The organism is Pantoea sp. X-Soil-ISGK-421, from assembly GCF_059730785.1.
Genome location: NZ_AP035981.1, coordinates 32,992 through 58,594 on the forward strand (window position 1 = coordinate 32,992; position 25,603 = coordinate 58,594).

Sequence of the window (25,603 nt, forward strand, 5' to 3'; positions counted from 1 at the left end):
TCCCGTCTGACGAAAGCGTCAACCTTATCTCTTTAAAGCGTCGCGGAGGCGGCATGCAACTTGAAGACTACATTTCAAAAGAGCGCCTGAAAATTTACACGGACGTACTCAAGCTGAAGCCTGAAGAGGCGCTCGGCGGCTACAACTGGAACAAGGCGCTTTCGGCGGCCATGCAGCCGCTGATGCACTGCCTGGAAGTGACGCTGCGCAACGCTATTGACTTTGCCATCCGCAATAACCCGCCGCCGGGCGCGGCCAGACAGTGGCGGACTGATGCATACTGGATCTACGATCTGCCGCGTTATATGGGTGATAAAACTTACGCCCGCCAGGGCAAAAGATTTAAAACGGACAGGCAGGGAAAACCCCGGACGTTTCCGGACGGCAGGCCGATGTATCACTTTACCGCCTGGGAAGAGGACTGCGTGCGCAGGGTGTCAAAGCGCATCAAAGATGCCGGTAAGGACCTTACGCCCGAGCGTGTTATTTCCGGGCTCGATTTCGGATTCTGGACTAATCTGCTCACGGCGGAGTACGAAGAGCCGAGAAACCTCTCGCTGTTGTGGCCGCACCTGACAGCAGACGTGTTCCCTGCACGACCAGCGGGGATCCGCCGGCATCATATTGAAGACAAGTTCACCCGCATTCGCGATCTTCGCAACCGGCTGGCACACCACGAGGCCGTGTGGAAGTTTCAGGAGCTGGGCGTAAACGGTAAGCCCGACTATGGGCGCCCCGTCTATGGGCTGAACGCTTCGCTGCAGCTGCTACGCAGGGCGTGGGACGACGTGCTGGAGGCCCTTCATTGGATAAGCCCGGCGCGTCACGCCACCTTTATGACGGAAGGTCACCACGTGCGGTTTGAAACGCTGGCCACGCGTGAGGGACTGCAATGTTACACAGAACGTGACAACGTTACGCTTACCCTGAACGTCAGGCCCAGCCGCGAGGCCAGAAAGCTTATCCGGTCGCTGCAGCAGGGGAAAACAATCCGGATAACGGATCGTAACCGCCTGCTGGCTGTGATAGGACCTGACTGGAACCGGATTGAAAACTGAAGCGTGTAACCGCCCTATGACTCCGACGAGTCAGGCAATTTCTTCCATAGCATCGTCATTCGCAGACGGAGGAGGGAGTATCAGCGCATCGCACTCTCTGATGACATATTCAGGAATGAGATCAAACCGGGCGGGATCCAGCTGACAGATAAATTCATTTTCAATATGGTAGGTCTCGTTCATGAACTTACGTATGACCGCATTTTCGAGTCCGGTCTGAAGCAGCCTGAACACCTGCAGTTTCTCGTAGCCACTCCGGCAGAGAGAATAGAGCGCACGAACACGATTCGGGTCCGTTAGCTGCACAAGAGTCGCTGCGTAATCAAATCCGGGTATACGTAAGGCAATTGCCTCGCAGCCATTAGCGACTTTCTCTGCGGCCATTTCAGGATATCCCATTCCCTGCTGAACGGGTTCACGGCTGTCAATGGGCGTTTCCCGGTGATGAAAGAGATTTGACAGCACCTGATAGGCATCACCGCGGTCGTCCATAATTTCATAATGCCGGCGAAGATAGATCAGCTTTATCACGTCTTCACTGTCAGAGTCAGTAACGGACTGGCAGATCTGAGCAAAGGTGCGGATGTCGCTTTCGCCGATCAGCTGCTCGGTGATGCAGCCTGAGCTATAGCGGAGGTGTGAGGCCGTAACCAGATTACTGAACAGCTTCCTGACGGACTTCAGCGTATCAATAATGGGTTCAACGTCGTGAGTCAGCATCAGTACCGTTTCGTTTTTCAGGCATTCACCGGCATTGCGGCGAAACAGCATCTCCAGAATGGCAAACTTTTTGTTTTTATCAAACGATGAAATCGGGTCGTCAAGAATGATCAGATTCGGTTTCTTAGCCAGGCATTCGTACATGAAGAGGACGATGGCAAAGGCATTACGTTCACCATAGCTGAGATGCTGGCTGCCGCCGCTGACGTAGCCGTCAAAATCTTCGTGGCGCAGCTTAAGCCGGCATTTATCGCCTTCTCCCGAGATATCCACCTGATAACGATAGCCAGCGTAAGCCAGAAAGGTATTAATGTCGGTTTTATGCTTGAGGATCAGCCTCTGCATGCCCTGGCGCTGCTTGTTGATTTGTCCCTGCAGGCGCCCGGCCTGCGTCGTGAGGTCATCCAGGGAGGCATTAAGGCTGGCCACGGTGCTGGCCGTTTTATCTGACTGCAGTTCCGGGAAAAACTTCACGTCCAGGCGACAGGCTTCCAGCGCCGCCTTAACGTTGGTGGACGCGCTGAACGTAAAGCCATTGAGGGTTTTCAGGGTATTCAGCATTCCAATCAGGCTGTCTGTCTGTTTCTTCACCGTCACAAGATATTCTTCGTGCTGTTTTTCCAGCCCGCTTTTTCGTGTTGTGATGTCAGCGAGGCGGGCGCGGGCAGGCTCGGAAAAATATTCGCCGAGTTTATCCAGCACCCCAATCAGGCCGATCAGGTTTTTAATAATGGCTTTATCATATTCTGTGCTAACGCGGCTGATCTGCTCGGCCTTTTCACGTGAGTCACCGGTGCAGAACGGACAGCAGCCTTCAGAAAGCGTAGAGAATTTCTCATACCCCCGTGTCTGCCATTCAATCCACTCCACGCTGCTTTTACTCTGGATGTATGGCTTATACAGTTCCAGGCCTTCAGGAATGTGCTGAAGCTTGTTACCGGCAGACAGGCCCTTCATTCCTGTGGAAGTTTTTGCAATTCCGGTACTGCTCAGTTTGAACGCCGCGCTGAGCTCCCCCAAGTGCGTGATGAATTCTTCAAGGCCGGCGTTATCAGCAAACTGCTGCCGTATGGCCACGACCATGGCTTCGATTTCACGTTCGGTCTCGTGATACGCTTCGCTTTTGATGAAAATATCAAAACTGTTGCTTACGAGTTCGTCCGGCTGGAAAGTAAACTGATCGACATATTTTTCATTAAAACACATGACGTTCTGCAGACCATCGGCGCCGGTTACCGCTGGCCTGACTGCATCAGGATTAGAACCACGATATCTGAACGGAAGCAGGTCACTCAACCCCTGCTCATCCCCGTTGACTGTGCACTGAATCGCGCGGGAAATGGTGCTTTTTCCGGTACCATTAGGCGCAAATTTAATATTTAATTTATTCTCGGCCAGAGTGATATTTGCTTTATCGATGTTATTGCAGCTATTAATTTCAATTTCCATACCCAATCCTTTACGGCAAAGACACTGAGCGGATCCCTGAATTACAGGCCCGATTAATTAATCATGCTGAAGCCAGAATATATAAGCACTGTTTCATTTTCAGGTAAAGCATACCGGCGTTCGCAGCGATTAATAAGTAGCTGAGAAATTGTTTCTCATCAGGAATGTTTGCTTGTAATAAATTTTTTGTCACGCAGGTCGTGAGAAGGTGATGTGAGGGTGTATGAATATGACCGGTTTCGTACATGCTATATAATCCCTGTCCGAAAGTTAGTGCTTTTCATTTCGTACATGATTTATAATAAGTACATCTATTTCGTACACAAAATAACGTCATGTCACGAGTTTTTGCCTATTGCAGGGTATCGACCCTTGAACAGAATACCGAGAACCAGCGTCGGGAGATTGAAGCTGCCGGATTTGCTATCCGACCGCAGCGGCTGATTGAGGAATATATCAGTGGTTCAGTCGCTGCCGGTGAACGTCCGGGGTTTATGCGTCTGCTTGACCGCATGGAACACGGCGATGTACTGATCGTAACCAAGCTGGATCGCCTCGGTCGTAACGCTATGGATATCAGGAAAACCGTAGAGCTGCTCGCCACGTCAGAAATACGCGTTCACTGCCTGGCGCTGGGCGGTGTGGATCTCACCAGTCCGGCCGGAAAAATGACCATGCAGGTTATTTCTGCCGTCGCTGAGTTCGAACGAGACTTACTTCTTGAGCGTACCCATGCAGGCATTGCCCGGGCTAAAGCTTCAGGTAAACGTTTTGGTCGCCCGCCTGTCCTGAGCGAGGAACAAAAACGAGTAGTGACAGAACGTCTTAAAGCCGGGATAAGCACCAGCGTCATTGCGCGTGAATTTAATACAACCCGGCAAACCATACTCAGGGTAAAAGCAGGGCAGCAACAATCCTGAATACAGAAACGGTTTCAGATGCTACAGACTCTGACCGTCCGCTTTGTGCTGTGAGTTCAACTGGCCGATGCAACGCTATCCTGTAACGAGGAGGACGTTGCCATGAAACAACGAACCTGCATTTCAGGGCCTGCGCTTCTGGTGATGTCTGCCTTCGCCCCTGTTATGCCCTGAAGTGTCCTGATATTAAAAGGCGCATCCTGAACTGCAGGCGTATAAGTAACGGCGGTTTAATCAGAAGACATGATTCTTTCTGCTCTGTCATTTCAAGCCGTTCACAGCGCTCACAGCAGTCATAAAAAGTACGCTTCATCAGGCGGCAGAAAAACGCCACATCTCAGGCAACGGGCAGTCATTCGGGCCACTTCTCTACTGACAGCCGTGTCCCGGACACAAGCAAAAAACAACCCTCCGGAACCGTAATCCGTAACGCTTCCGGAGGGGATGCATAGCATCACCCGATACAGGTTGAGCCGTTAATTCTCCATAACGGTGCCAGTGGAATATTGATCCGGGACATTGTTTCCCTGCAAAATTATCCTGAAGATGCCTGAAAATTTTATCAGCACTGACTATGAACCCGAATTTCTGACTATGCGCTGTAAAGAAAATTTGTACCCGGCTTTCTGATGAAGCCGTGGCACAAAAAATATCCGGTCAGATATTTTTTGTGCGTTCTGGAAACAATATGCACTGACTTGATACGACCCGTTATTGTGAAACTACATCAGGCGCATTATTTTTCGCTGCAGTAATTTTCATATTTTAAACAACGTCAGCTCCAGCGTTATCACATAACTTCTGACATTCTTTTTCTGCCTGAAAGTTTATCTTTCCGGGCAGGGCAGTGATTTGCCATCAGAATATTTTAAGAATCAGCCGGATAGAAAGGCCAGCCGAAACAAAAGATACTGTTATCCGTATACGGGAGTAACGCATGAATCTACTGACAGATTATATTTCAACACAGGAAGGACGGCGGCAAGCCAGAGAACTCAGCTTCGAGCTGAACAACCGGTTACTGGGAAGGTTTACGGCCCTGTTTATGGCTGAGAACCGGATCTGTTTTTCCCGGGACGGAATGATTAATGAAATCCCCTGGACGACAGGCTTCGGGGCGGCCACGCCTGAACTTAACCCTGACGTCCTGAACATCAGGCTGGCCCGACGTTAACCGTCTTAAGAATATCGGAAAATTTTACCGGATTCACGGTGTGCATAAAAAGACAACAGGATACAGACCGGACGCTATGTCCCGATAACTGACCTGCTGCAGGCACAGCAGAGCGCATACAGGGGCTGAGTATGGCGCGATCAGCAACAGGGAAGGAAATACAAAGAGATTAGCGATTATACGAATATAATAAATGGTGGGCTGGGGTAAAAAGTGACCCGGACACTTCATCAGTTCGTATGCGGACGTCTTCTGATGGGCACGGCCCGTGCAGTAACGGCTGATGCCAGCTCCGGCAGCCTTCCACCGGCACAGCTAATCTCGATGACCGGTCGGCGTATTATGTTTCTGCCCGGCGGTTTGCCCCGAAACCAGAACAGGAAACGGACTTTTCCCACCGGTGCGTTCATCCGTGAGAGCCAACGGCCCCGGTAAGCTACCCGCCAGGCCATGTATCGGCTGTTTTACAAACAGGGCTGACACGGGCCTGACGAAGATATCTGAAGCCCTGCAAGCCGGCACATGCGGTTATGCCGGAACAGTGCTGCCATCGTCCCGCTCTCCGGCTGTGGAGTAATGCAGGCAGCCGTCAGGCCATTAATTCATTCCGGGGCGGCCCGGACAGCGTTCAGATGGACGCCACAGCCTGCAGCATGGAAAGTAACATCCGTGTAGCGTTATAAAACATCCTGCACACCCGGCAATTCCGGCATCACTTTCTTCAGCTGCTCAGGCGCCATAGGCCTGCCGATGTAATAGCCCTGGAGCACATCACATTTCATCTGACTGAGCAGATCCATCTGCTCCTTGCTTTCCACTCCTTCAGCGGTAATGTCCAGCGAGCAGGCTTTACCAAGATTAATCAGGCTCGCCACAATATCACGCGCATCAGGGCAGGTCTCTATCGGCATAATAAACGACCTGTCAAGCTTGATGCCATCAAAGGGAAAGCGCCTCAGCTGCCCCAGTGAGGCATAACCGGTACCAAAATCATCAATGAGAAACTTAACACCCAGTACGCGGATATCGTTCATGATTTGTATCGTTTTTTCCGGGTTCAGCAGCATGGCATTTTCAGTAACTTCTATTTCCATTCGGGTGCTTTCCAGTCCCGACAGCTTCAGTGCCCGCTGTACACGTCCGTAAAGCGCACCATCCTTAAACTCAACCGCTGAAATATTTACCGATACCGATAAGCCGGGAAACAAATCATGCACATCCCGGCAGGCAGTAAGCATTACCCAGTCACTCAGTTCACTAATAAACCCGGCTTCTTCTGCAACAGGAATAAAGCGGTCTGGCATAATCTGACCCTGCCGGGGGTGTTCCCATCTGACCAGAGCCTCCAGAGACGTGACACGGGACGTTTTTATATCATAACGAGGCTGATAGACGAGACGTAGCTGCTCTTCATGAATAGCTTTACGCAGTTCATTTTCCATTTCCTGCCGCTGAGCAATTTTTTCGCCCATTTCGCGCTGATAGAACATCCAGCCGTTGCGGCCGGCGTTTTTCGTCGCGTAAAGGGCGATGTCTGCAAATCTCAGTAAACCTGCCATATCCTGCGCATCCTGTGGTGCCAGCGCAATCCCCATGCTGGCACCGATACGGACGGCGTTGCCGTTGATATAAAATGGCTGACTGACCTCCCGGATAATGGCGCTACAGAGGTTTTCGACAGACTCCTTTCCCCCGGTTTCGGAAATGACAATGATAAATTCATCACCCCCGTGGCGCGTCACCAGGCCGGTTGACTTCAGGCAGTCGCTGAGCCGTGACGCTGTTTCATGCAATACCCTGTCGCCTGCCGTATGTCCGTATATATCGTTGACCGGCTTAAAGTTATCAAGATCAACCATCATCAGGGCCAGGGGATTTTCTGTATCAGGCGGGTTCTGTAACTGCTCGGTCAGGAATTCCTTCAGTCTGGCCCGGTTCGGAAGGCCGGTCAGGTCATCGTGATAGGATAAATAACGTATACGGACCTGCGTCTCCAGCTCAGACGTAACGTCTGTTGCTGTACCCCGCACACCGCTCCTGCCCGTGCTGATGGAATAGCGTTTAACCGTCATCCGGCAGAAACGCTGTTCGCCATGAACCGTGAGGTAGCGGCACGCTGAAAGCGTCAGATTTTCTTTCTTCCGCAGGCTCTGCTTCAGCAGGGAAAGCACATGGCTGTCATCCAGTAGAAACTCAGCCAGGCTGCGGCCCGCCCAGTCAGATACCTGATGCCCGGTTACTGCCGTAAAGCGCCCGGAGATCCAGGTCAGGCGCAGCTGGTCATCCGTTTCCCAGATCCAGTCGGTCGTGGTTTCTGCCACATCGCGAAAGCGTCGCTCGCTGGAGAGGAGCGCCAGCCGGCTCTGCTCCAGAAGAAACGTGTTTTCATCATTAATCCGGGCCCGACGTGCTGCACTTTGTATCAGTGAGACTGAAATAATCCCGGCCGCCAGCATGGACAGAAACAGCAGGGGTAGCATACCCGTCAGGAGCGCACCACCGGGATCCTCGCCCGCCCACCGGAGCCTCACGCTGCCTCCGCTGCCAGAGACGACTAAAGTGGATCCATCCTCCGGGATAAATTCAGGGGTATTTCCTTCAAGACGGACCTGTTTTATACCGTATTCCTGTCCCATGTCGTTCAGCTCACCGGGCGTCAACTGATCGGCAAATATCATCAGTGACGGACGCGAGTTGCCGGCAGAATTTGCCTTTCCCTCCTCAGGCGTTATCCATGCAGCTGACAGGATGGTCAGCTTCCCGGCGGTAACAACCAGCCCCGATATGGCTCTTCCCTCTGACAGGCTGAGCGAATGACGGAGCCCGGGCAGAGGATCGCTTCCCAGCCAGGCGGGGAGAGACGGTGGGGAATACCTTCCGTTGACCACGCTGTAAGCTGTCACACCGTCGCCGGTAACAACAAAAACGCCTTCGTACACGAACACGCTGTACAGGGACGTTCCGAGATTCTGATTGTCCCATGCCCATTCTGTATTAACCCGGGGAGAAAGATTACTGTAAGCCTCGCCCCATACTGCATAATCCGTCAGGTGGTTTCTGATTTCTTTCTGACGGTTAAGCAGAGCTTTCTTCAGAATCAACCGGCTTTGCTGGCTGGCCTTCAGGTTCAGATCGTCAGCAATATAGAGCAGTACACCAAATGCCGCCGAGAAAAACACACCCAGCAGCACACACATCGTTACGAGAGGTGGCCGGACAACAGCGCGGGTGTACTCTTTGAGAGTGATTTTTTTTAAATAAACAGGATGGTTCATTATGCAGCCTTCCGTAAGATATCTTTTTATGGCTGTTACCGCGCCACAGGATGTATATCGGCAGGCTGGCGGAAAGATTGCTTCTGTTTACGGTTTTTATGAGGCCGGACGGCGACAAGTTATCCTCGTAAAATTTTCCTCATTTTCTCACTGGCAACCGGCAGGCAACAATGCTGCCGGCCCCCCGTTGCCGAACGGACCAAATACAGGCCCGGCAGTGCCCGGGGCAGGGTTACTGAATATTATCCGCCTGTCGTGCCTCCTGAGCAGCGTGCGAACCAGCTCTTTCGGACGGACCGCATAAATAATATTGCTGTGCCCGGGATACCATGCCAGCCACCTGAAAGTTGCTTTTGCTTCAGGAACGGTGGCTGTAATGGCTGGAGCCCGGACGGAGCCATCAGGAACAATAAGTGAAATAAAAAGTGATTCACCATCAAGGCAGCTGAAGCGCAGTATGCTTTCTCCGTCCGTTGAGCGGGCAAAAAGATTCACGGCACTGCTCTCTCTCATTTCCATTCCGCTCCCGAAGGCGGCATCTGACAACAGCAGCCAGCCCAGGATGAAAAATAAACTTTGCCAGCGACACAGGCTCACCATGGCCCTCAGCTTCTGGTACATTCTCATGTAATTTCTCCGGCTGCCGGCCTGACGGCAGAGGTGACAGGAAGTTGTCTGATTGTCCTGACTGAAACGGTATTATTCACGACGATGCCGGGCGAGACAGAGCAGGCAGGGACCCGCCCGGAGGTACCAGATGTTTGCCGCCTGAACGGCAAACCCCATATGCAGAAACGAGCCCAGAAAAATACGCTTCCGAGCTTCAGGTAAATTAGGGCATCCCGCGTTGTGTACCAGCCGGGTCCCGCTGACAGACATTCTTTTTTTCTGCGTAATAAAACAGACTCATTAATTCTTCCCGCCAGTCAGTTCATTACGTCCGTTTTAGGGCTAATGTATGGTTACATTTTCGCTGTTGTCCTTCTCTCCGGGCGAAGCCGGCGTCACGGCACAAACCATCTTGCCGTCGACAAAAAGGCCAAAGCATTTTTTTCCATCCATTATTGCCGGTAAAAATTCAGTTTTACCCGCCTCTTTTATTTTTTCCCGGAACTGCCTGTGCAGTCTGACCTCTCCGCCCGTCAGTGCAGTGAATACAAACATGACTTTATTGTTATTAAGGATCAGATGAAGATGCGAGGAAGAATGGGCAACCGGCGTGACGGATTCGTTTTCGGCTGCCAGCTTATTCCTGATGCAGGCCGTCAGCTGCTCACAACTCATGCCGGTCTCAAAAAATTCGTTCAGTAAAACCGCATACGATCGGACATCAAACATAGCTGCTCCCAAAGTGATATTAACCCGCCTGGATAAACAGAAAACGACGGCCAGGACTTTGTTTAACCTTAAGCTGACAGTACAGGTTACCTGGCGAACATATTTATGGTGCGCTTGCTTTCTTTTACGGTATTACTCATTATTTCCTTATGTTTCCCTCAGGTTTTTTTATAACCACGATAAACAAGAACAGCATTTATGGTTAATTAAATTACTTTTTATTATTAATTCAGCTGCTGCTGAAATTTCTGATTTTCTAAAAATCGCTGATAAGCAGGTGAAAGCAAGTGTATTTTTTATCTGAAGAGTGACTGAGAGCGACAGGATAATTGCTCAGGGAAGGTAAATGATTAATAATCCTTATATTTAATTAAATATTGCTTAACTTTTCTGATAAAGTTTTTTATTTGCTGCCAGCTTTCAGCAACGCACGCGCCTGAACGCTGAAGCGGCGTTAGTTACGCTTCAGGCGTCAAAATTTTGGAGAAGGACTGCCGTACGTGATGTGTGATGCGGCAGTAGAGGCGTTTACTGCCGCCTTTGATCATGGCTACGAAAGGACGCGATACAAAGCCAGTTGTGCGTTTGTCCTGTCAGGTTTCCCCGTGAGCGCGGTTTCGCCCGCTGCGCTTGGCTTCATAAAGCGCCTTGTCCGCCCTTTCCCTGAGTCGCTGCGCCTCTCCTGCCTTTCCGGTAGAAATCAGCGTGCAGTATCCAGCACTGATTGTTACCACTTTCGGGGTAAGCTCCGTCGCTTCATGCACAGTGCAGCTCTCTGCTATCGTTCTGACTGCCCGCTCTGCCACTTTTCTGGCATCAGGCTCGCTGGTAAAGGGCAGGATGATGGCAAATTCCTCGCCGCCATAGCGGGCCACAAGGTCTGCACTACGGTGTGTGGTTCCCTTGAGCAGCCCGCCTACTTTTTTGAGACATATATCACCCGCCACGTGTCCGTAGGTATCGTTGTAGCGTTTGAAGAAGTCGATGTCTATCATAATCAGTGACAGGGGTTCCCCGGTCTTATGCGAGCGCTGCAGGCCCTGCTCCAGCAGAGCGTCAAACTGCCTGCGGTTGGCCAGTCCTGTCAGCCCGTCCAGTAGCGCCAGTGACTGCAGCGTATGGTTGATAGTGGTCAGCTCATCCCTGACCTGCGTCAGCTCCAGCTGATTTCTGACGCTGGTACCTACCTGCCGCAGCATAAACATCCCCATCACCATTATCACGGCCAGCTGGATAAGGTTAAGGACGGCGACGGTGAGATTTGCTTCAAGCCATTCGGCTTTGACTCTGTCGCGGTCATAACCAGCGGTCACTATGAGCGGATACTGGTCCAGGCGTGCATAGCCGTATATACGCTCAATACCGTCCAGCGCGGAGCGCCACGTTGCGCTGCCGCTGTCGGATTGACGCAGCGCCGTTTTGAAAAGGGGGCTGGCCGACAAACTCCGGTTAATAAACGAATCCGGAAGCGGGCGGACGTACATGACAGAGGTATCGGCAAGGATCAGGCCCAGCACGTCCTTTTCACCCAGGCTGTAATGACCGTAAAACTGCCGGAAGTAGTCCACCTTTACGGTGGCCAGCGCGACGCCGGCAAAGTTTCCGGCCTGGTCATTCAGCCGCATTGAAACAGGAATAACCAGGTCACCCGTCGAGCGGCTCCGGATGACCTGGCTGATGTGTACGCCAGTGCCGGTATGGGTGCGGTGCCAGATAAAGTAATTGCGATCCGCATTGCTGGCCTTCGCCGGGATATAGTTGCCCGACGTGGCAATCCAGTTGCCCCGGCTGTCGTAGATGAATAGTCCGTGAAGCTGAGGAAGCTTTCCGTGCTGTTCCCTTATCTGTCTGGTAAAGGCGGGCGTTGCGGCATAATCCGCCCCGTTCAGCCGGAGCTGCCTCACAGCGTCGGTCAGTGTGATGTCGACCTGCAGAAAGGCATCTTCTGCCTGCCTGGCCAGGGAAACGGAAAGATTCCGGGCATCATTTTCTCTGTCGGTAAGCATGAGTTGCCAGGATTTCCATACTGACCACACGCTGACGGCTGTGACGGCCATCCCCGTCAGCAGCAGAAAAACAGCCATGCTTCTGCCCAGCGGATTATGCATAAGTGAGGATGGTCCGCCCGTTTTTTTGTCCATATCCTGATATTCCTGAAGTCGGCTAACTGTTAAGCTTCCATAATAGATTAAACGGGGAGTGTGAGGCAGTGTAAGGGATGCAGTTAACGACATCCCTGTAAAAATTCAGACTGGTTAATCAGTTTCTGCTGAAAGGCAGGCGCACCGGTTTTCCATCAGTTCACACGCGGAACGTATCCACCATGCCCCTCAGCGCATGGACCTGCTCTGCAAGTGACTGCGATGCAGTAGTCGACTCCTCAACGAGCGCAGCGTTGCTCTGCGTGACGCCGTCCATCTGACTCACGGCCACAGTGATCTGTGCGATGCCGTGCATCTGCTCATTTGAAGCCAGGGCTATTTTATCCATCTCATCGGCCAGTTCACCGGCCATACCAACCACACCCATAATGCTGGCTGCGGTATTATCTGCGACAGTCACGCCATCTTTGACCAGTACCACGGCCTCTTCAATCAGCCCTTTGATATCCTTTGCCGCTGCGGCGCTACGCTGCGCCAGCGTTCGTACTTCACCCGCCACCACGGCGAACCCGCGTCCCTGTTCGCCGGCACGCGCGGCTTCAACCGCGGCGTTAAGCGCCAGAATGTTGGTCTGAAAGGCAATGCTTTCGATGGTGCCGGTGATTTCTCTGACCTTCGATGCGCTTGCTGATATTTCCGCCATGGTCTTCGTCATGGTCCGCACACTGTCTTCGCCCTGACTGGCAAGCGTAGCCGCACTGCGTGCCGAACCTGCCGTGTGCGTGGCGCCAGCCGTGTTGCTTTTTGCCGTGGCGGTTATCTGCTCCATGCTGGCGGCAGTTTCCTGAAGGGCTGCAGCCTGTTGCTCTGTACGGGCCGAGAGCTCGGTATTACCCCGGGCTATTTCATCGGAAGCAAGCGCAACCGATGCCGACGCATCCTTTATCTGCGTCATCATTCCCCTGAGGCGATCCTGCATTCCTGAAAGAGAGGCCAGCAGGCTGTTATTATCTCCCGGACGCAGCGTCATCTGTGAGGTCAGGTCGCCGTCGGCTATGGCAGCTGCCATGGTCTGCGCCAGTGCCGGCTCGCCACCCAGCTGTCGCATCAGCACCCGCACCGTCAGGGTGCCGGTCACCGCAGCCAGGAGCACCGATACAGTGACCAGTATCACCAGAAAAATAACTGCCCGGCCGGTATTACTGCTGCTTTCTTCCACCGCACCACGGGCGTTCTGCTTCTCAATATCAGTCAGCGCATTTAGCGCATCGAGAAGTGCCCGCTGCGCTGGTCGGGTGACCGTCAGCAGATAGGTAGTAGTCTCCTGTTGCAGATTCTGAAGTCCGAGCTGTCCGGCCTTTTCGAAAGTAGAAAAGGCCAGCCCTTCACTTGCGGTAATTTTCTGGAAGGCCGCCTGTCCCGCAGGAACGGGTTCAGCCAGCATCAGACGCTTCAGCTCCTCCCGGTCCTTGATGAACTGTTGCTTCTGTGTCTGCAGGCGCTCCCATTCAGGCTACATTTCTTCCGGGTCCGTCAGGAGTGCAAGGTTACGTACCGCAATGGCCATGTCCCGTACGCTGCCGCGCATATCAAGGATGAGCTGGTACTTTTTCATTTTAATGTTAACGACATCGTTCATGCTGTGTCGGGCACTGTTCAGGCTGTATATTGCCACTCCCGTACAGACTACTAACAGTAGAATCAGCAGTCCGTAACCTGTGGCAAGGCGTGTTGAAACTTTCATGGAAATTTATCACCGTAATTAATCAGCAACATTAATATCGGCACCCGTCTGGAAAATTTCAGGCTTTCTTGCTCATGTCTGACACGAACATTTTCCGCCGCTGGCGGACAGGCTGTTCCCCTGTCAGGGTTATCACGTTATGCGACAGCCGCGCCGCGTCACTGCCGAGTTAAGGAGGTGCGTCGGTGGTGCCGGAAACCTGACTGGGGTAAAAAATAGGTACTGTGCAGCCCGCTTTTACGCTGCCGCCACGGCTGGTATAGAGAAACAGGATGACAGTTTGACTCGCTTCGTTACCCGCAGTGTCTGCCGCCCGAATCAGGGAACTGCGCTGACCAGCATCCTTATTTTTTTCTCCAGCCGCGAAGCTGAGTCAGCGTCAGTGATGCGGTTGCCGCTTTCTGTATTCTCCTGTATCGGTACGGGAGCTCTGGCAGGGGGGGCTGTTAAAGATAACAGTGAGTGATTAAAGAAAAAGCAGCGGTTGCCGATAACTAAAATGCCTCACCAGGGTAATTTATCTGTACCACATCAGAAAAAACCGGGCGGGGGCCGGTAAATGACATTCTTTATCTGCCTTCCGCCCGAAGCCTGTATTATTCAGCTTTTTGTTTTAATTACGCTACAAGCGACTGTCATCAGAAAAGAACCGGTCATGACTGAAGCGAAATAATTCGCTTCAGTCAAATCCAGCAGCCCGCTGCACAAAAACCTCTGGCTGAGGATGCCAGACGGCAGTACGACATGGGCCTCCGTTAAGAACGGAAGTCAGCTACTTTTTGTAGCTGCCTGCCTCGCTCGTCAAAATTTTCTTTCCTCAGCCAGGCTTTTAGCACGGCTGAAACTTCAGGCCAGTCACTGGCTGTGATTGAAAAAACTGCCACATCCTCAGAGTAACCTTTTAAAATTTTCCGGTCCCGCAGAATGCCTTCTTTTCTGAAACCAATCCGCTCTGCGGCACTGATGGCGGGTGCATTAAGACAGTTTGTGCGCCACTCGCATCGCCTGTACTGCAGCGTGTCCATGAAGTAACTGATGACAAGAAACAGGGACTCTGTACTGAGTCTGGTTCTTTTCATTACCGGACTCCAGTTGATTTCGGACAGAGCAAAAACACCGTTATCCGGTTCAACTTTATTAACACAAAACAAACCCTTTACACTGCCATCACTGGCGCCTTTTACGGAGAAGTATAACCTGTCTTTATCGGAGCAGAGATGACGGAGATACTGATAACAGAGCTCTTTAGAACCGGGTTTTGAGTCCGAAAGGTAAGTCCAGTCTCGCTCATCATCAATGCTCAGCCAGTCATGATACAGGTCCTCTGCGTGATCTACTGATAACGGACAAACGATACAGTAATTTCCTTTTAAGGTGACTTTCTCGGGCAGGGAGCGTTTTACCCAACCCTCTGCAGGTTTGCCGAGGCTCTGACCGTACTCGTTTTGAAAAACCATGCTATGTCCTCACACAACTGTTACCTGCCAGCTCATCATTGTAAACCCGACATTATGTTGTGTCCTCTTCATCATCACTGAAAGTTGCCTGCCGTGCCCGTGTAGTCTGGTACCAGAAAATAAAACCGAGCAGCATACTGAACATTGATACTTATCCCAGCGCAAGCCATACCGGCAGGCTTATCTCACCAATGCCCTCCGGCATTGTCTCCCAGGTAGCAACCAGCATCAGCGGCAGCGAAATGATCAGCGCCCAGCAGATAACCTGCCATCCCCCCAGCTCACGCGACAGCTTTGCGCCTTCGGCATACCCGCGTTTTCGCTGAGCTGGAAGCCATAGGGCTCGTGAGCGGAGAAACCGGAAGAGGGACTTTCGTCAGGGAGATTTCGCTGCCTGCGGGGCTGGGGTTGGATCAGCTCGCGGTGGCGTCAGACGTGATCGACCTGAACTTCAACTATCCTTCCCTGCCGGACCAGGCGGAACGGTTAAGCGAAGCAATGCGACAGCTGACCACATCAGGCGATCTGGCTTCCCTGATGCGCTACCAGCCTCATGCTGGCAGGCAAAGCGACAGGGAGACCATCGCGTTATGGCTTCATGCCACCGGTCTGAGTCCGTCAGCCGATGATGTCTTGATCGCCAATGGCGCGCAGCACGGACTTAGCGTTGCCGTGATGGGGCTGCTGAAACCCGGCGATGTGGTGGCTGTTGACGCGCTGACCTACCCCGGCTTCAAAGCCCTGGCCGGTCTGTACCACCTTGAACTTGTGGCGATACCTGCCAGTGCCAGCGGACCGGACCTGACTGCACTCAGACATATTTGCCAGCGCAGGTGCCTCCATGCGGTTTATACGATCCCGACAATGCATAACCCGCTTGGCTGGGTTATGAATGATGCCCGGCGCAGGGAGCTGACCCTGATTGCCAGAACGTTCAATCTGCTCATCATTGAAGATGCGGCCTATGCTTTTCTTGCCCGCCGTCCCCCACCGCCGCTTGCCACTTATGCGCCCGAAAGAACGGTCTACGTAACCGGTTTTGCCAAGAGTATTGCCACAGGCCTGCGTGTAGGTGCCGTAGTATGCCCCGCTGGCATGCGGAGCGCCCTGGAGCAGGCTATCAGGGCAACGACCTGGAACACACCCTCTCTCATGGTTTCGATTGTCTGCAGCTGGATTAAAGATGGCACCATAAAACGCTTTGAGTTGCTAAAAAAACGGGATGCCCGTCAGCGTCAGGCGCTGGCCCGAAAAATACTGGAGAACAGTGATTGGATAAGTAACTTTATCTGGTTACTGCTTCCTCAGGAGGTAAGGGCTGACAGACTTGTCCACCGGTAGATGCAGCAAAGCATCTCAGTTTCCACAGCAGAACCATTCAGCACCTCAAATAGCGTGACGCACGCTATTCGCCTCGCTCTTGGCTCAGTCACAATGAACCAGCTGAGCGAGGCACTCACTACGATTAAAGAGACTATAGAATATGAAAGAGAGTTCTGAACTGATGTCCTCTCTTCGCTCTTAGCAGACCTTGCCCTGCTGAAGGTCCGCTTTGTGCCAGAAGCGGACATTGCAAATGCGCGGTATGAGCACATTGACTTGCTTATCAGGATGTTTCCGGGCGCAAAACTAAAGACCCTTATGAAGCTTTTTCATTAACCGTCATAATAAAGTTCAAAGTGTGTTTACCCTGGTTTTCGTAGAAATGCGGAACATCAGTTTTAGCTGTAACGGAGAACCCTGCATTTACCTGAAATACGCTCTCTTTCACGCCCAAAGTCAGTGTTCCTGACTGTATATGCAACAGCTCCAGCGTGCCTGATGAATGCCCCGCTGATTCATACTTCTCACCCGGAAGCATTTCCCATAGCCAAAGCTCAATCATATCAGGCCCTCCTGAGCCAGCAAGAAGCCTGGCGCTCCCACCTTTTTCACCTTTCCAGAGTTCAGGAATATCTGTATCAGCAATGATATGCACATCAGGTTTGGTGCTCACATCAACAAAATCAGCTACTGACACACCCATGGTTGTCGCAAGCTTGCATAACAATGCAATGCTGGGATTAGCCTTACACCCTTCGATCTCGACCAACATGCCCTTACTGACGTTTGCGCGTTGGGATAACGCATCGAGAGACATGTTCCTATTTTTACGGAACTGCTTAATCCGCAGGGCAACAGCTTCATTAACTGTATTGACATCTGCACTGGAGAAGGTCACTAAATTGACTTTTTTAGTCATTGGTCGATATTATGCAATAAAATGGTCATTACAGGATTATCCCGTGTTAATAGTCTCTCCGTCAATTTCTCCTGAAATATATGAAATATGTCCCGACTTTAGGGCACTCAGTATCTCTGTACAGGCAGCGCCAGTGGTGAACCCTCACGTTGCCGAAACGGCATTGAAAACCGCCTGTGAAACGGTACTGTTAGGTGATCCCGATTGGGCCGAGTCGCATCTGGCCGCATGGGCCGATGTATTTCAGAAATTTGGGGCCAAACCAAAACGTACTCCCTGTTCTGCTGATGCGCTGCGTAAGCGCGTACTGCGCGATGGTGCCATGCCAGCACTTGATCCCATAGTTGATCTGTATAACGCCGTCAGCCTGCGGTATGCCGTGCCAGTGGGTGGAGAAAATATCGCTGCCTATAAGGGTACACCTCGCCTGATTGTGGCTAAAGGCACTGAACCTTTCGACACGGTAAAAGAAGGGGACCAAGCGGTGGAATATCCTTCATCCGGCGAAGTCGTTTGGTGTGATGATGTCGGTGTCACCTGTCGCCGCTGGAACTGGCGGCAGGGGATCAGAACTCGCTTAAGCGTCGAAGCTGAACACATGTGGTTTATTCTTGAAAGTCTGCCTCAAATGCCACTGGAGCAGCTGCATGAAGCTGGCAAAATGTTGACCGATGGCCTTGAACAAATGATGCCCGGCATGCAGTTTAAAACAACCCTCATCGGCGAATAACCCTTTAATTTTATTCTGGAGAACCTGCATGTTCACCGGTTTGTCTGCTTTTCCTTTAACGCCTGTCACTGCCAGCGGTATTGATGAACACGGGTTCAGCAAGATTCTGGCTCGTTTAACGGCAGCCCGTGTCGATTCATTAGGTGTTCTGGGGTCAACCGGCAGCTATGCCTATCTGAGCCGGGAACAGCGTAAACGTATCGCAACGCTGGCAGTAGAGCTTGCCGGAGATATTCCGGTGATGGTTTGCGTGGGAGCATTCAGCACCGATGCCGTTTTGCAGCTTGCTGAAGATGCACAGTGTGCAGGCGCTGAGGCGCTGCTGCTTCCGGCGGTGAGTTATCAGTCGCTGCGAGATGAAGAGGTTTATGCGCTTTTTGAAACGGTTACCAAACATGTTTCAGTACCGGTTTGTGTTTATGACAACCCAGGCACTACGCATTTCACCTTTACAGATGAATTGCACGGGCAATTGTCGTCACTGAATGGGATTCGCTCGGTTAAAATTCCGGGAGTACCTGATACCCGTATTGCTGCTGCTGAACGAGTTAATGCACTACGGCAACATCTTCGTCCAGGCGTAACTATTGGCATTAGCGGTGACGCTTGTGCCGGGCTGGGCTTAAACGCTGGCTGCGAAGTTTGGTATTCCGTTTGCGGTGGCTTGTTCCCGGAAACAGCGAAACGCATTACCCTGGCTGCAGCAGCTAACGATAATGAACGTGTTACTGCCTTAACGACTAAGCTCAATCCTTTATGGGCGTTGTTCCGTCAACATGGTGGAAGTATCCGCGTTATTGCAGCTGCTGCAGGCGTACTTGGACTCACCGATGCGGACTGCCTGCCTCGTCCTCTGTTGCCACTATCGGCAGGCGATATTGCAGATGTTGCACGAGTGATTGCTGAGCTAGATCTTAAATAACGCACCGCAGGGTCGGCAATCTGCCGACCTCCGATATTTATTCGCCTCCCCAGAGGCAAGTATGTGTCAGCATCAAAAGCGAGGACTGGTTATAAACCTGTGCTCCCCCGTTGATTAACACAAAATGCAGTTAGCAATGTCCGCTGCTCGCTCAAAGCGACCCTTCAGCTCAGTCAGTTTGTCCGCTTTGTACCAACAGCGGACGTTTAAAAGATACGCTTTGCTACACAACTAACCTGCTCAAGATTAAAATCAATCCATTAGTTAAAAACCAGTATTTCTACTAATCGTTGTCTCAAATACCGGAGCAGGTCACCGGAGGTTATGTGTCATTGCAGAGTCTTGAAATCGAGCCTCGCCTACTGCCGGACGTTCGCGCAGGCAGGAACCGTCATACCATTCGATGGCGGGAACGCGAAATTGTGCCGGGCCCTATGCTTTACGTAAACGTGCAAGATGTCTCTGACACGGTCATGGTGTGGGTCACGCATGTCGAAAAAATGCCGCTTTTTGACGTTGCGGCCTGGCTTGGAAAAAGTGCGGAATGGCCTGATGCTGAACTGTTAGAAGGGATGCGTGAGCACTACCCGTCCATCGAGATGGATTCAGAGGTTACGGTCATCCACCATTTACAGCCTGCGGCGTATGTTAAATCTTGATAGGCGTCATAGTTAGAGCAGGCATGGTAGATTCAGTAGTTAAAACTCAGCTGAGGATAGTGAATGTTCAACATTTCAGAAGTCGAAAAAGGGGATACTGACCTGACGTGGTTGGTTAGCGAGCTCGATGCCTTTCAAAGCGAACTGTATCCTACAGAAAGTAACCACTGCCTAGATTTTTCAGCAGTCAGTGACGAGCAGCTCCGATGCGTGATCGTACGTGATGAAGGAAATGCACCTGCAGGTTGTGGTGCTTTGCTATTTCACGAAGACGGCTCAGCCGAGATTAAGCGGGTTTACATTCGACCGGAATACCGCGGAAGGAAGCTTGGGGAGAAGATAGTCAGTGCAATCGAGGTGATTGCTTCAGAAAAGAAATCGCGGCTGTTGCAGCTTGAAACAGGGATTCACCAGCAACCGGCTATAGCGCTATATCGCAGGTGCGGGTACGAGGTATGCGATGCATTTCCCCCGTATAAAGCAGATCCGCTGAGTGTTTTTATGCGCAAAGAGCTTCCTTAACTTAAAGCTGTTATACAGCCAAGGAAGCGCGCTACAGAACTGTTATATTAAATATGAGCGCTAGGCATGGTCAGTCCTGTTACAGACCTCAACGACCTCAAATTCTTCTGCTACAAGCTCCATGTCGTCAGCGTAAAAGCCAGCTCTGGTAAAAAAGGCTTTATGCTCAGATCTCCAGTATTCGAGGCTCAAATCTCCTTCGCCTTCTTTGCGGGCTAATTCCTCAGTAACGTCAGAGAAGCGAACCAGACGCATTGAAGTCATTCTGATGACGCATACCGGCTCATCCCGACCGTCGAGGATAATATTGTGACTGCCTATTCTTGGTGGCGATTTTTCTGCCAAGTATGAGGCCAAAGAACCACAGGATGCGGTTTTAATCCCTTTCATAACCAAGTCCGCCAGCTCGTTAGCCATATCAGCATTGTCTCCGATCTGCCAAGCCTGGGAACCCGGATATTTCGCCTTCAGAGCATCAACTAAATTCATAATAAAATCCTTTTGCAGCAACCGTTTGGTGGTTGAAGTTAGCACAGATTCATTGAATTCGTTTCTGGAGTGGTATGTTTAATGTGGCGTAACATCCCTATCACCAGAATTTTGACGTCTGCTGTTCGCTCATAGTGGACCTGGCGCGTAGTCAGGCCGCTTTGTGCCAGAAGCGGACGTTAATGCATTACCTGTTCAGAAACAGCCCAGTCATTTTAAGTCAGCAACAGAGCGCCAAGTTGATCAAATTAATGTTTGACGCTGACTATATTTCTATTATTCTGGAAATATAGTTATTGGAGCCAGTATGGACTTACATACCGCAGCAAACGCACTTCGGGAGCTGGGCCACCCAACCCGTCTCAGCATATACCGGGAGCTGGTCAGGGCGGGTCATGACGGCCTGCCGGTTGGCGAACTACAGAAGCACCTTGAGATTCCTGCCTCGACGCTCAGCCATCATATTTCTGCGCTGATGTCTGCTGGCCTCATAAGTCAGGAACGGCAGAGCCGAACCCTGTTCTGCAGGCCCTGTTATGCGCAGCTTGAGCAGCTGATGGCTTTTCTGACTGAAGAGTGCTGCGCCGGCGGCAGCGACTGCAGCCTGTCTGCTGCGATCCCCCTTAAAGAGACTCCATTGTGAATAACGTGAATGATGCCCTGAACAATATCGATCCGACGCTCCTGGATGCGCCCCTTACGGAAGAGAAGCTGAAGGCCGCAGAAGTGCCGCACCCGCCCCGTATCCTGATGCTCTACGGTTCGTTGCGGGAACGCTCTTACAGCCGACTCACCACGGAAGAGGCTGCCCGGTTGCTGACGGCTATGGGCGCGGAGGTGAAAATATTTAATCCGTCCGGCCTGCCGCTGCCGGATGATGCACCTGAGACGCACCCGAAGGTTGCAGAGCTGCGCGAACGGGTACTCTGGTCAGAAGGGATGGTGTGGTGCTCTCCTGAGCGTCACGGTGCCATGACCGGCATCATGAAGACGCAAATTGACTGGATACCACTGACGTCCGGGGCGGTCCGGCCATCGCAGGGGAAAACCCTTGCAGTCATGCAGATCAGCGGCGGCTCACAATCGTTCAACGCCGTAAATCAGATGCGCATTCTCGGGCGATGGATGCGGATGATTACCATTCCGAACCAGTCATCCGTAGCAAAAGCCTGGGCTGAGTTTGATGAGGACGGTCGCATGAAACCTTCACCGTATTACGACCGCATCGTGGACGTCATGGAGGAACTGATGAAGTTCACCCTGCTGACGCGCGGGCGAAGCAACTACCTGACCGACCGCTACAGTGAAAGGAAAGAGAGTGCCGCTCAGCTCTCAGAGCGGGTCAACCAGCGCAGCATATAAAGAAAGCCGGCAGATGCCGGCTTTCTTTCACACTCGTTATGTCTGCAGCCTGGTGAAAAATCAGTGGCTGACGCGGTGACCGTGCTCATCAATGACCACTTCACCATCCTCTTTGGTGAACGCGCCCTGCTGCGGGTCTGGCAGTATACCCAGAACCGCTTCGGACGGGCGGCAGAGCTTCGTTCCGCGCGGCGTCACCACCACCGGGCGATTAATAAGGATCGGATGAGCCAGCATGGCATCGAGCAGTTCGTTATCGCTGAAGCGGTCTTCTGCCAGGCCGAGCTGCTCGTACGGTTCGGTATTCTTACGCAGCAGGGCGCGCGCGCTGATGCCCATGTCCGCAATCAGCTTCTTCAGCTCGTCGCGTGACGGCGGTGTGTCCAGATACAGAATAACCGTGGGTTCGGTGCCGCTGTTGCGGATAAGCGCCAGGGTGTTGCGGGACGTCCCGCACGCCGGGTTGTGATAAATGGTGATGTCAGTCATAAGCGGTACTCCGTAAAGGCGCTGCACAGTCGCAGCACCGGGGTTAAGGTTAAACAGACAGGCGCAGGGCCAGCGCGGCCAGCGTCACAAAAAGTACCGGCAGGGTCATCACGATACCCACGCGGAAGTAGTAGCCCCAGCTGACAGTAATGTTTTTCTGCGCCAGTACGTGCAGCCACAGCAGGGTAGCGAGGCTGCCGATGGGGGTGATTTTCGGGCCGAGGTCGCAGCCGATGATGTTGGCGTAAATCATCGCCTCCTTCACCACGCCCTGCGCGGTGCTGCCGTCAATCGAAAGCGCGCCAACCAGCACGGTAGGCATGTTGTTCATGACAGAAGAGAGCGCCGCCGTCAGGAAACCGGTGCCGAGCGTTGCGCCCCAGACGCCGTGCTCTGCAAACCGGTTCAGGGCGGCAGAAAGGTAATCCGTCAGGCCGGCGTTACGAAGACCGTACACCACCAGATACATGCCCAGCGAGAAGATAACAATCTGCCAGGGCGCGCCTTTCAGCACCTTGCCGGTATCAATCACGTGTCCGTTGCGGGCAACCAGCCAGAGAATACACGCCGCCACCGCTGCCACCAGGCTGACCGGCACGCCGAGTGGTTCGAGAGCAAAGAAGCCGACCAGCAGCAGGATGAGAACAATCCAGCCGGTTCTAAAAGTGCGCGCATCGCGAATGGCCTCACGCGGCGCCTTCAGTTTCGCCAGGTCGTAGGTGGCCGGGATGTCCCTGCGGAAAAACAGGTGCAGCGTGACCAGCGTGGCGGCAACCGAGGCGATATTTACCGGCACCATCACCGAGGCATACTCGCTGAAACCCAGCTTAAAGAAGTCTGCCGTGACGATGTTCACCAGGTTCGACACGATGAGCGGCAGGCTGGAGGTGTCGGCGATGAAACCTGCCGCCATCACAAACGCCAAAGTGGCGCCGGGGGGGAAGCCCAGCGCCAGCAGCATGGCGATAACGATCGGCGTCAGAATAAGCGCCGCCCCGTCATTGGCGAACAGGGCGGCTACCGCCGCACCCAGCAGAACGATACAGGTGAACAGCAGCCGGCCTTTTCCACCTCCCCAGCGGGAAACGTGCAGCGCCGCCCACTCAAAAAAGCCGGACTCGTCGAGCAGCAGGCTGATGATGATGACGGCAATAAAGGTAGCCGTGGCGTTCCAGACAATCTGCCAGACCACTGGAATATCACCAGGGTGTACCACGCCGGTCAGCAGCGCCAGAGCGGCACCTATAGTGGCACTCCAGCCAATACTGAGCCCTTTCGGCTGCCAGATAACCAGCACCAGGGTCAGGACGAATATCGCAACCGCCAGAAACATACATTCTCCTTTTTAAATATCACCGTCCGTTAAAACGGGCTGATAATTAGCTTATGCATAACACATTCAAAAAAACGAATATGAATGGGCAAATTTTTTAAATGCAGACAGGCTTACCGTTAGTGGTTGCGTTATCGCGTTCAGCCTGCTGGCTGAGCTTCAGGATGTCATCCCGCTGGCACAGGTAAGCCTGTTCAATCACTGCTGCTGCCCAGGCTGGCATGTGCGGAGACAAACGGTAATGGATCCACTTGCCGTCTCGTCGGTCGATAAGCAGGCCGCTTTCTCTCAGCAAAGCAAGGTGACGGGAAATTTTGGGTTGTGATTCCTTCAGCGTGGATGAAAGCTCGCAGACGCAGAGCTCACCTTTTTCGCGCAGTAACAGCACCAGGCTGAGCCGGGTTTCTTCAGACAGGTTTTTGAAAAGCTGCAGGGGCATAAATGGTGGCATGACATTCTCCTGAATTACAGAGTTCAGTGTCGTTTCCAGGGCTGCGCATGTCAATTTTATATTCGATTAATCATATATGTTAAGGCGGTCATCATGGTCTGTGACAGTCATCAGGTGCCCGGGCTGTTCGCGGTGGCAGATACGTTAACAGAAAGCAGTCGCGAGGCGAGCATTCAGCTGCACAGCCTGGACGTCAGAACGCTCATGCTGATCAGGGCCGCTGGCCCGCGCCGATATCGGCTTTGCCGTGGGCGCGATGGGCACGGATACCGCCATCGAAACTGCCTACGGGGCTCTGACGGAGGATGACTTACGTAATATTCCGACCTTTGTCCGGCTCTCCATGAGACATACGGCGTGCTGGTCAGGAACATCATTATGGCAGTTGGCATCAAGGCAGCATTTCTGGCCCTGACCATTGCCGGAATGGGGACCATGTGGATGGCGTTGTTCGCGGATGTGGGTGCAAGTCTGCTTATAGTGGCAAACGGCCTGCGCCTGTTGCGTAAGTAGCCGGATCTGCTGCCCGTCAGGTGGTTACTGCAGACAATGCCCGCTTTTCGCGTACACCAGAACCCTCGACACCTGAACAGCTTACAGGGCACGTTCAGGCAGCCTTGTCTTTTGTTGCGCATTATCAGCTACAACTGCGTTTTTCCCGCGAAAGGCCAGGCAGGGCTGGCGACGCCAATTTACTGCTTTCCGGCGCATGAAGTAGCTGTCCCTTGCTTCGTACCGCAGATGACAGAAAGTTATGCTGCCATATTTCTGCACTCCTGAGCACAATGATGGCATGCTTCTGCGCATTTTTTACAGTGTTCATGCTCATGTCGGGCGCACTCATCACCACATTTCTGGCAAATTTCTGCACAAACTCTGCAGAGTTCGGGAGCAAATTCGCTTTCAAGCGACATTAAATTTGCCGCTATCCGGCAGATGCTTACGCACTGCATGTCCAGCCTTATGCATTCACGCATCATCTCCAGCTGAGGTTCTTTAAGGCATGACGTGGCACAATAATCACAGGTGGCGGCACAGATATAGCAGGCTTCAATGCAGTTGCGATGATGCTCTGACATATTTTCCGCTCTTAACTTAGCTTATTTGCGAATACGTAATAAGCCTGGTACAGAATCTTCATTGCCGCAAAATACCGCTGTATTCAGC

At 52.4% G+C, this 25,603-nt stretch carries 21 protein-coding genes and 4 pseudogenes; 11 read left to right on the forward strand and 14 right to left on the reverse strand.

The features are described 5' to 3' along the window. Window positions 1-53: 53 nt before the first annotated feature. Entirely contained in the window at window positions 54-1,058 is a 1,005-nt protein-coding gene (locus AC6I8K_RS22735; RefSeq protein ID WP_497827704.1) for an Abi family protein, read from the forward strand. A gap of 30 nt (window positions 1,059-1,088) precedes the next feature. On the opposite strand, the gene AC6I8K_RS22740 is transcribed toward AC6I8K_RS22735, so the two are convergent. After that, window positions 1,089-3,227: an AAA family ATPase gene (locus AC6I8K_RS22740; protein ID WP_497827705.1), complete on the reverse strand. Its 2,139-nt coding sequence runs from the start codon at window positions 3,225-3,227 to the stop codon at window positions 1,089-1,091. A 335-nt stretch (window positions 3,228-3,562) separates the two neighbouring features. Between AC6I8K_RS22740 and AC6I8K_RS22745 the strand changes: the two genes are divergently transcribed. After that, on the forward strand, window positions 3,563-4,147 hold the full coding sequence (locus AC6I8K_RS22745; protein WP_497827706.1) for a recombinase family protein: 585 nt from the start codon (window positions 3,563-3,565) through the stop codon (window positions 4,145-4,147). 937 nt (window positions 4,148-5,084) lie between these two features. Then, the gene (locus tag AC6I8K_RS22750; RefSeq protein ID WP_269294620.1) at window positions 5,085-5,321 is read left to right on the forward strand and encodes a hypothetical protein; all 237 of its coding nucleotides are present in this window, start codon (window positions 5,085-5,087) and stop codon (window positions 5,319-5,321) included. A gap of 677 nt (window positions 5,322-5,998) precedes the next feature. On the opposite strand, the gene AC6I8K_RS22755 is transcribed toward AC6I8K_RS22750, so the two are convergent. From AC6I8K_RS22755 to AC6I8K_RS22785, 7 genes and pseudogenes are all read right to left on the reverse strand, one after another. Then, a complete protein-coding gene (locus AC6I8K_RS22755) occupies window positions 5,999-8,596 on the reverse strand; it encodes a bifunctional diguanylate cyclase/phosphodiesterase (protein ID WP_497827707.1) in 2,598 nt (865 codons plus the stop codon). Between the two features lie 147 nt (window positions 8,597-8,743). Continuing rightward, complete coding sequence (locus tag AC6I8K_RS22760) at window positions 8,744-9,223, reverse strand: hypothetical protein (RefSeq protein ID WP_497827708.1); 480 nt, start codon at window positions 9,221-9,223, stop codon at window positions 8,744-8,746. Between the two features lie 324 nt (window positions 9,224-9,547). After that, window positions 9,548-9,934, reverse strand: coding sequence for a hypothetical protein (locus AC6I8K_RS22765; protein WP_497827709.1), 387 nt, complete (start codon window positions 9,932-9,934; stop codon window positions 9,548-9,550). Window positions 9,935-10,527: 593 nt separating this feature from the next. Continuing rightward, a complete protein-coding gene (locus AC6I8K_RS22770) occupies window positions 10,528-12,075 on the reverse strand; it encodes a sensor domain-containing diguanylate cyclase (protein WP_497827710.1) in 1,548 nt (515 codons plus the stop codon). Between the two features lie 160 nt (window positions 12,076-12,235). After that, window positions 12,236-13,780: pseudogene (locus AC6I8K_RS22775) on the reverse strand (methyl-accepting chemotaxis protein). A 755-nt stretch (window positions 13,781-14,535) separates the two neighbouring features. Beyond that, entirely contained in the window at window positions 14,536-15,237 is a 702-nt protein-coding gene (locus AC6I8K_RS22780; protein ID WP_497827711.1) for a GNAT family N-acetyltransferase, read from the reverse strand. A 154-nt stretch (window positions 15,238-15,391) separates the two neighbouring features. Then, window positions 15,392-15,550 (reverse strand): annotated as a pseudogene (locus tag AC6I8K_RS22785) (EamA/RhaT family transporter); the annotation flags it as partial. Between AC6I8K_RS22785 and AC6I8K_RS22790 the strand changes: the two are divergent. Next, window positions 15,547-16,737 (forward strand): annotated as a pseudogene (locus AC6I8K_RS22790) (aminotransferase-like domain-containing protein); the annotation flags it as partial. The pseudogenes AC6I8K_RS22785 and AC6I8K_RS22790 overlap by 4 nt on opposite strands. Window positions 16,738-16,876: 139 nt before the next feature. Here the strand turns inward: AC6I8K_RS22790 and AC6I8K_RS22795 are convergent. Further along, window positions 16,877-17,479: a helix-turn-helix domain-containing protein gene (locus tag AC6I8K_RS22795; protein WP_483818533.1), complete on the reverse strand. Its 603-nt coding sequence runs from the start codon at window positions 17,477-17,479 to the stop codon at window positions 16,877-16,879. Between the two features lie 43 nt (window positions 17,480-17,522). On the opposite strand from AC6I8K_RS22795, the gene AC6I8K_RS22800 reads away from it, so the two are divergent. From AC6I8K_RS22800 to AC6I8K_RS22815, 4 genes are all read left to right on the forward strand, one after another. After that, the gene (locus tag AC6I8K_RS22800; protein WP_497827792.1) at window positions 17,523-18,209 is read left to right on the forward strand and encodes a B3/B4 domain-containing protein; all 687 of its coding nucleotides are present in this window, start codon (window positions 17,523-17,525) and stop codon (window positions 18,207-18,209) included. Window positions 18,210-18,237: 28 nt separating this feature from the next. Beyond that, window positions 18,238-19,131, forward strand: a complete 894-nt coding sequence (locus AC6I8K_RS22805) for a dihydrodipicolinate synthase family protein (RefSeq protein WP_497827712.1) — start codon at window positions 18,238-18,240, stop codon at window positions 19,129-19,131. Window positions 19,132-19,457: 326 nt separating this feature from the next. Then, entirely contained in the window at window positions 19,458-19,790 is a 333-nt protein-coding gene (locus tag AC6I8K_RS22810) for a hypothetical protein (RefSeq protein ID WP_483818583.1), read from the forward strand. A gap of 63 nt (window positions 19,791-19,853) precedes the next feature. Further along, the gene (locus AC6I8K_RS22815) at window positions 19,854-20,312 is read left to right on the forward strand and encodes a GNAT family N-acetyltransferase (protein WP_483818582.1); all 459 of its coding nucleotides are present in this window, start codon (window positions 19,854-19,856) and stop codon (window positions 20,310-20,312) included. Between the two features lie 60 nt (window positions 20,313-20,372). Here AC6I8K_RS22815 and AC6I8K_RS22820 read toward each other — a convergent pair whose 3' ends face one another. Further along, window positions 20,373-20,801, reverse strand: coding sequence for an ASCH domain-containing protein (locus AC6I8K_RS22820; protein WP_483818581.1), 429 nt, complete (start codon window positions 20,799-20,801; stop codon window positions 20,373-20,375). 307 nt (window positions 20,802-21,108) lie between these two features. On the opposite strand from AC6I8K_RS22820, the gene AC6I8K_RS22825 reads away from it, so the two are divergent. Further along, on the forward strand, window positions 21,109-21,444 hold the full coding sequence (locus AC6I8K_RS22825; RefSeq protein ID WP_497827713.1) for an ArsR/SmtB family transcription factor: 336 nt from the start codon (window positions 21,109-21,111) through the stop codon (window positions 21,442-21,444). Next, window positions 21,441-22,163, forward strand: coding sequence for an arsenical resistance protein ArsH (gene arsH, locus AC6I8K_RS22830; protein ID WP_497827714.1), 723 nt, complete (start codon window positions 21,441-21,443; stop codon window positions 22,161-22,163). The genes AC6I8K_RS22825 and arsH overlap by 4 nt, the downstream gene beginning before the upstream one ends. A 60-nt stretch (window positions 22,164-22,223) precedes the next feature. Here the strand turns inward: arsH and arsC are convergent, their stop codons facing one another. The 3 genes from arsC to AC6I8K_RS22845 all read right to left on the reverse strand — a co-directional run bounded on the left by arsC (window position 22,224) and on the right by AC6I8K_RS22845 (window position 24,436). Next, window positions 22,224-22,652: a glutaredoxin-dependent arsenate reductase gene (gene arsC / locus AC6I8K_RS22835; protein ID WP_497827715.1), complete on the reverse strand. Its 429-nt coding sequence runs from the start codon at window positions 22,650-22,652 to the stop codon at window positions 22,224-22,226. Between the two features lie 49 nt (window positions 22,653-22,701). Next, complete coding sequence (locus tag AC6I8K_RS22840) at window positions 22,702-23,985, reverse strand: arsenic transporter (RefSeq protein WP_497827716.1); 1,284 nt, start codon at window positions 23,983-23,985, stop codon at window positions 22,702-22,704. A gap of 97 nt (window positions 23,986-24,082) precedes the next feature. Beyond that, window positions 24,083-24,436, reverse strand: a complete 354-nt coding sequence (locus tag AC6I8K_RS22845; protein WP_497827717.1) for a metalloregulator ArsR/SmtB family transcription factor — start codon at window positions 24,434-24,436, stop codon at window positions 24,083-24,085. Window positions 24,437-24,517: 81 nt separating this feature from the next. On the opposite strand from AC6I8K_RS22845, the pseudogene AC6I8K_RS22850 reads away from it, so the two are divergent. Beyond that, window positions 24,518-24,949: pseudogene (locus AC6I8K_RS22850) on the forward strand (heavy metal translocating P-type ATPase); the annotation flags it as partial. 239 nt (window positions 24,950-25,188) lie between these two features. On the opposite strand, the gene AC6I8K_RS22855 reads toward AC6I8K_RS22850, so the two are convergent. Next, complete coding sequence (locus AC6I8K_RS22855; RefSeq protein WP_497827718.1) at window positions 25,189-25,515, reverse strand: four-helix bundle copper-binding protein; 327 nt, start codon at window positions 25,513-25,515, stop codon at window positions 25,189-25,191. Window positions 25,516-25,603 lie beyond the last annotated feature (88 nt).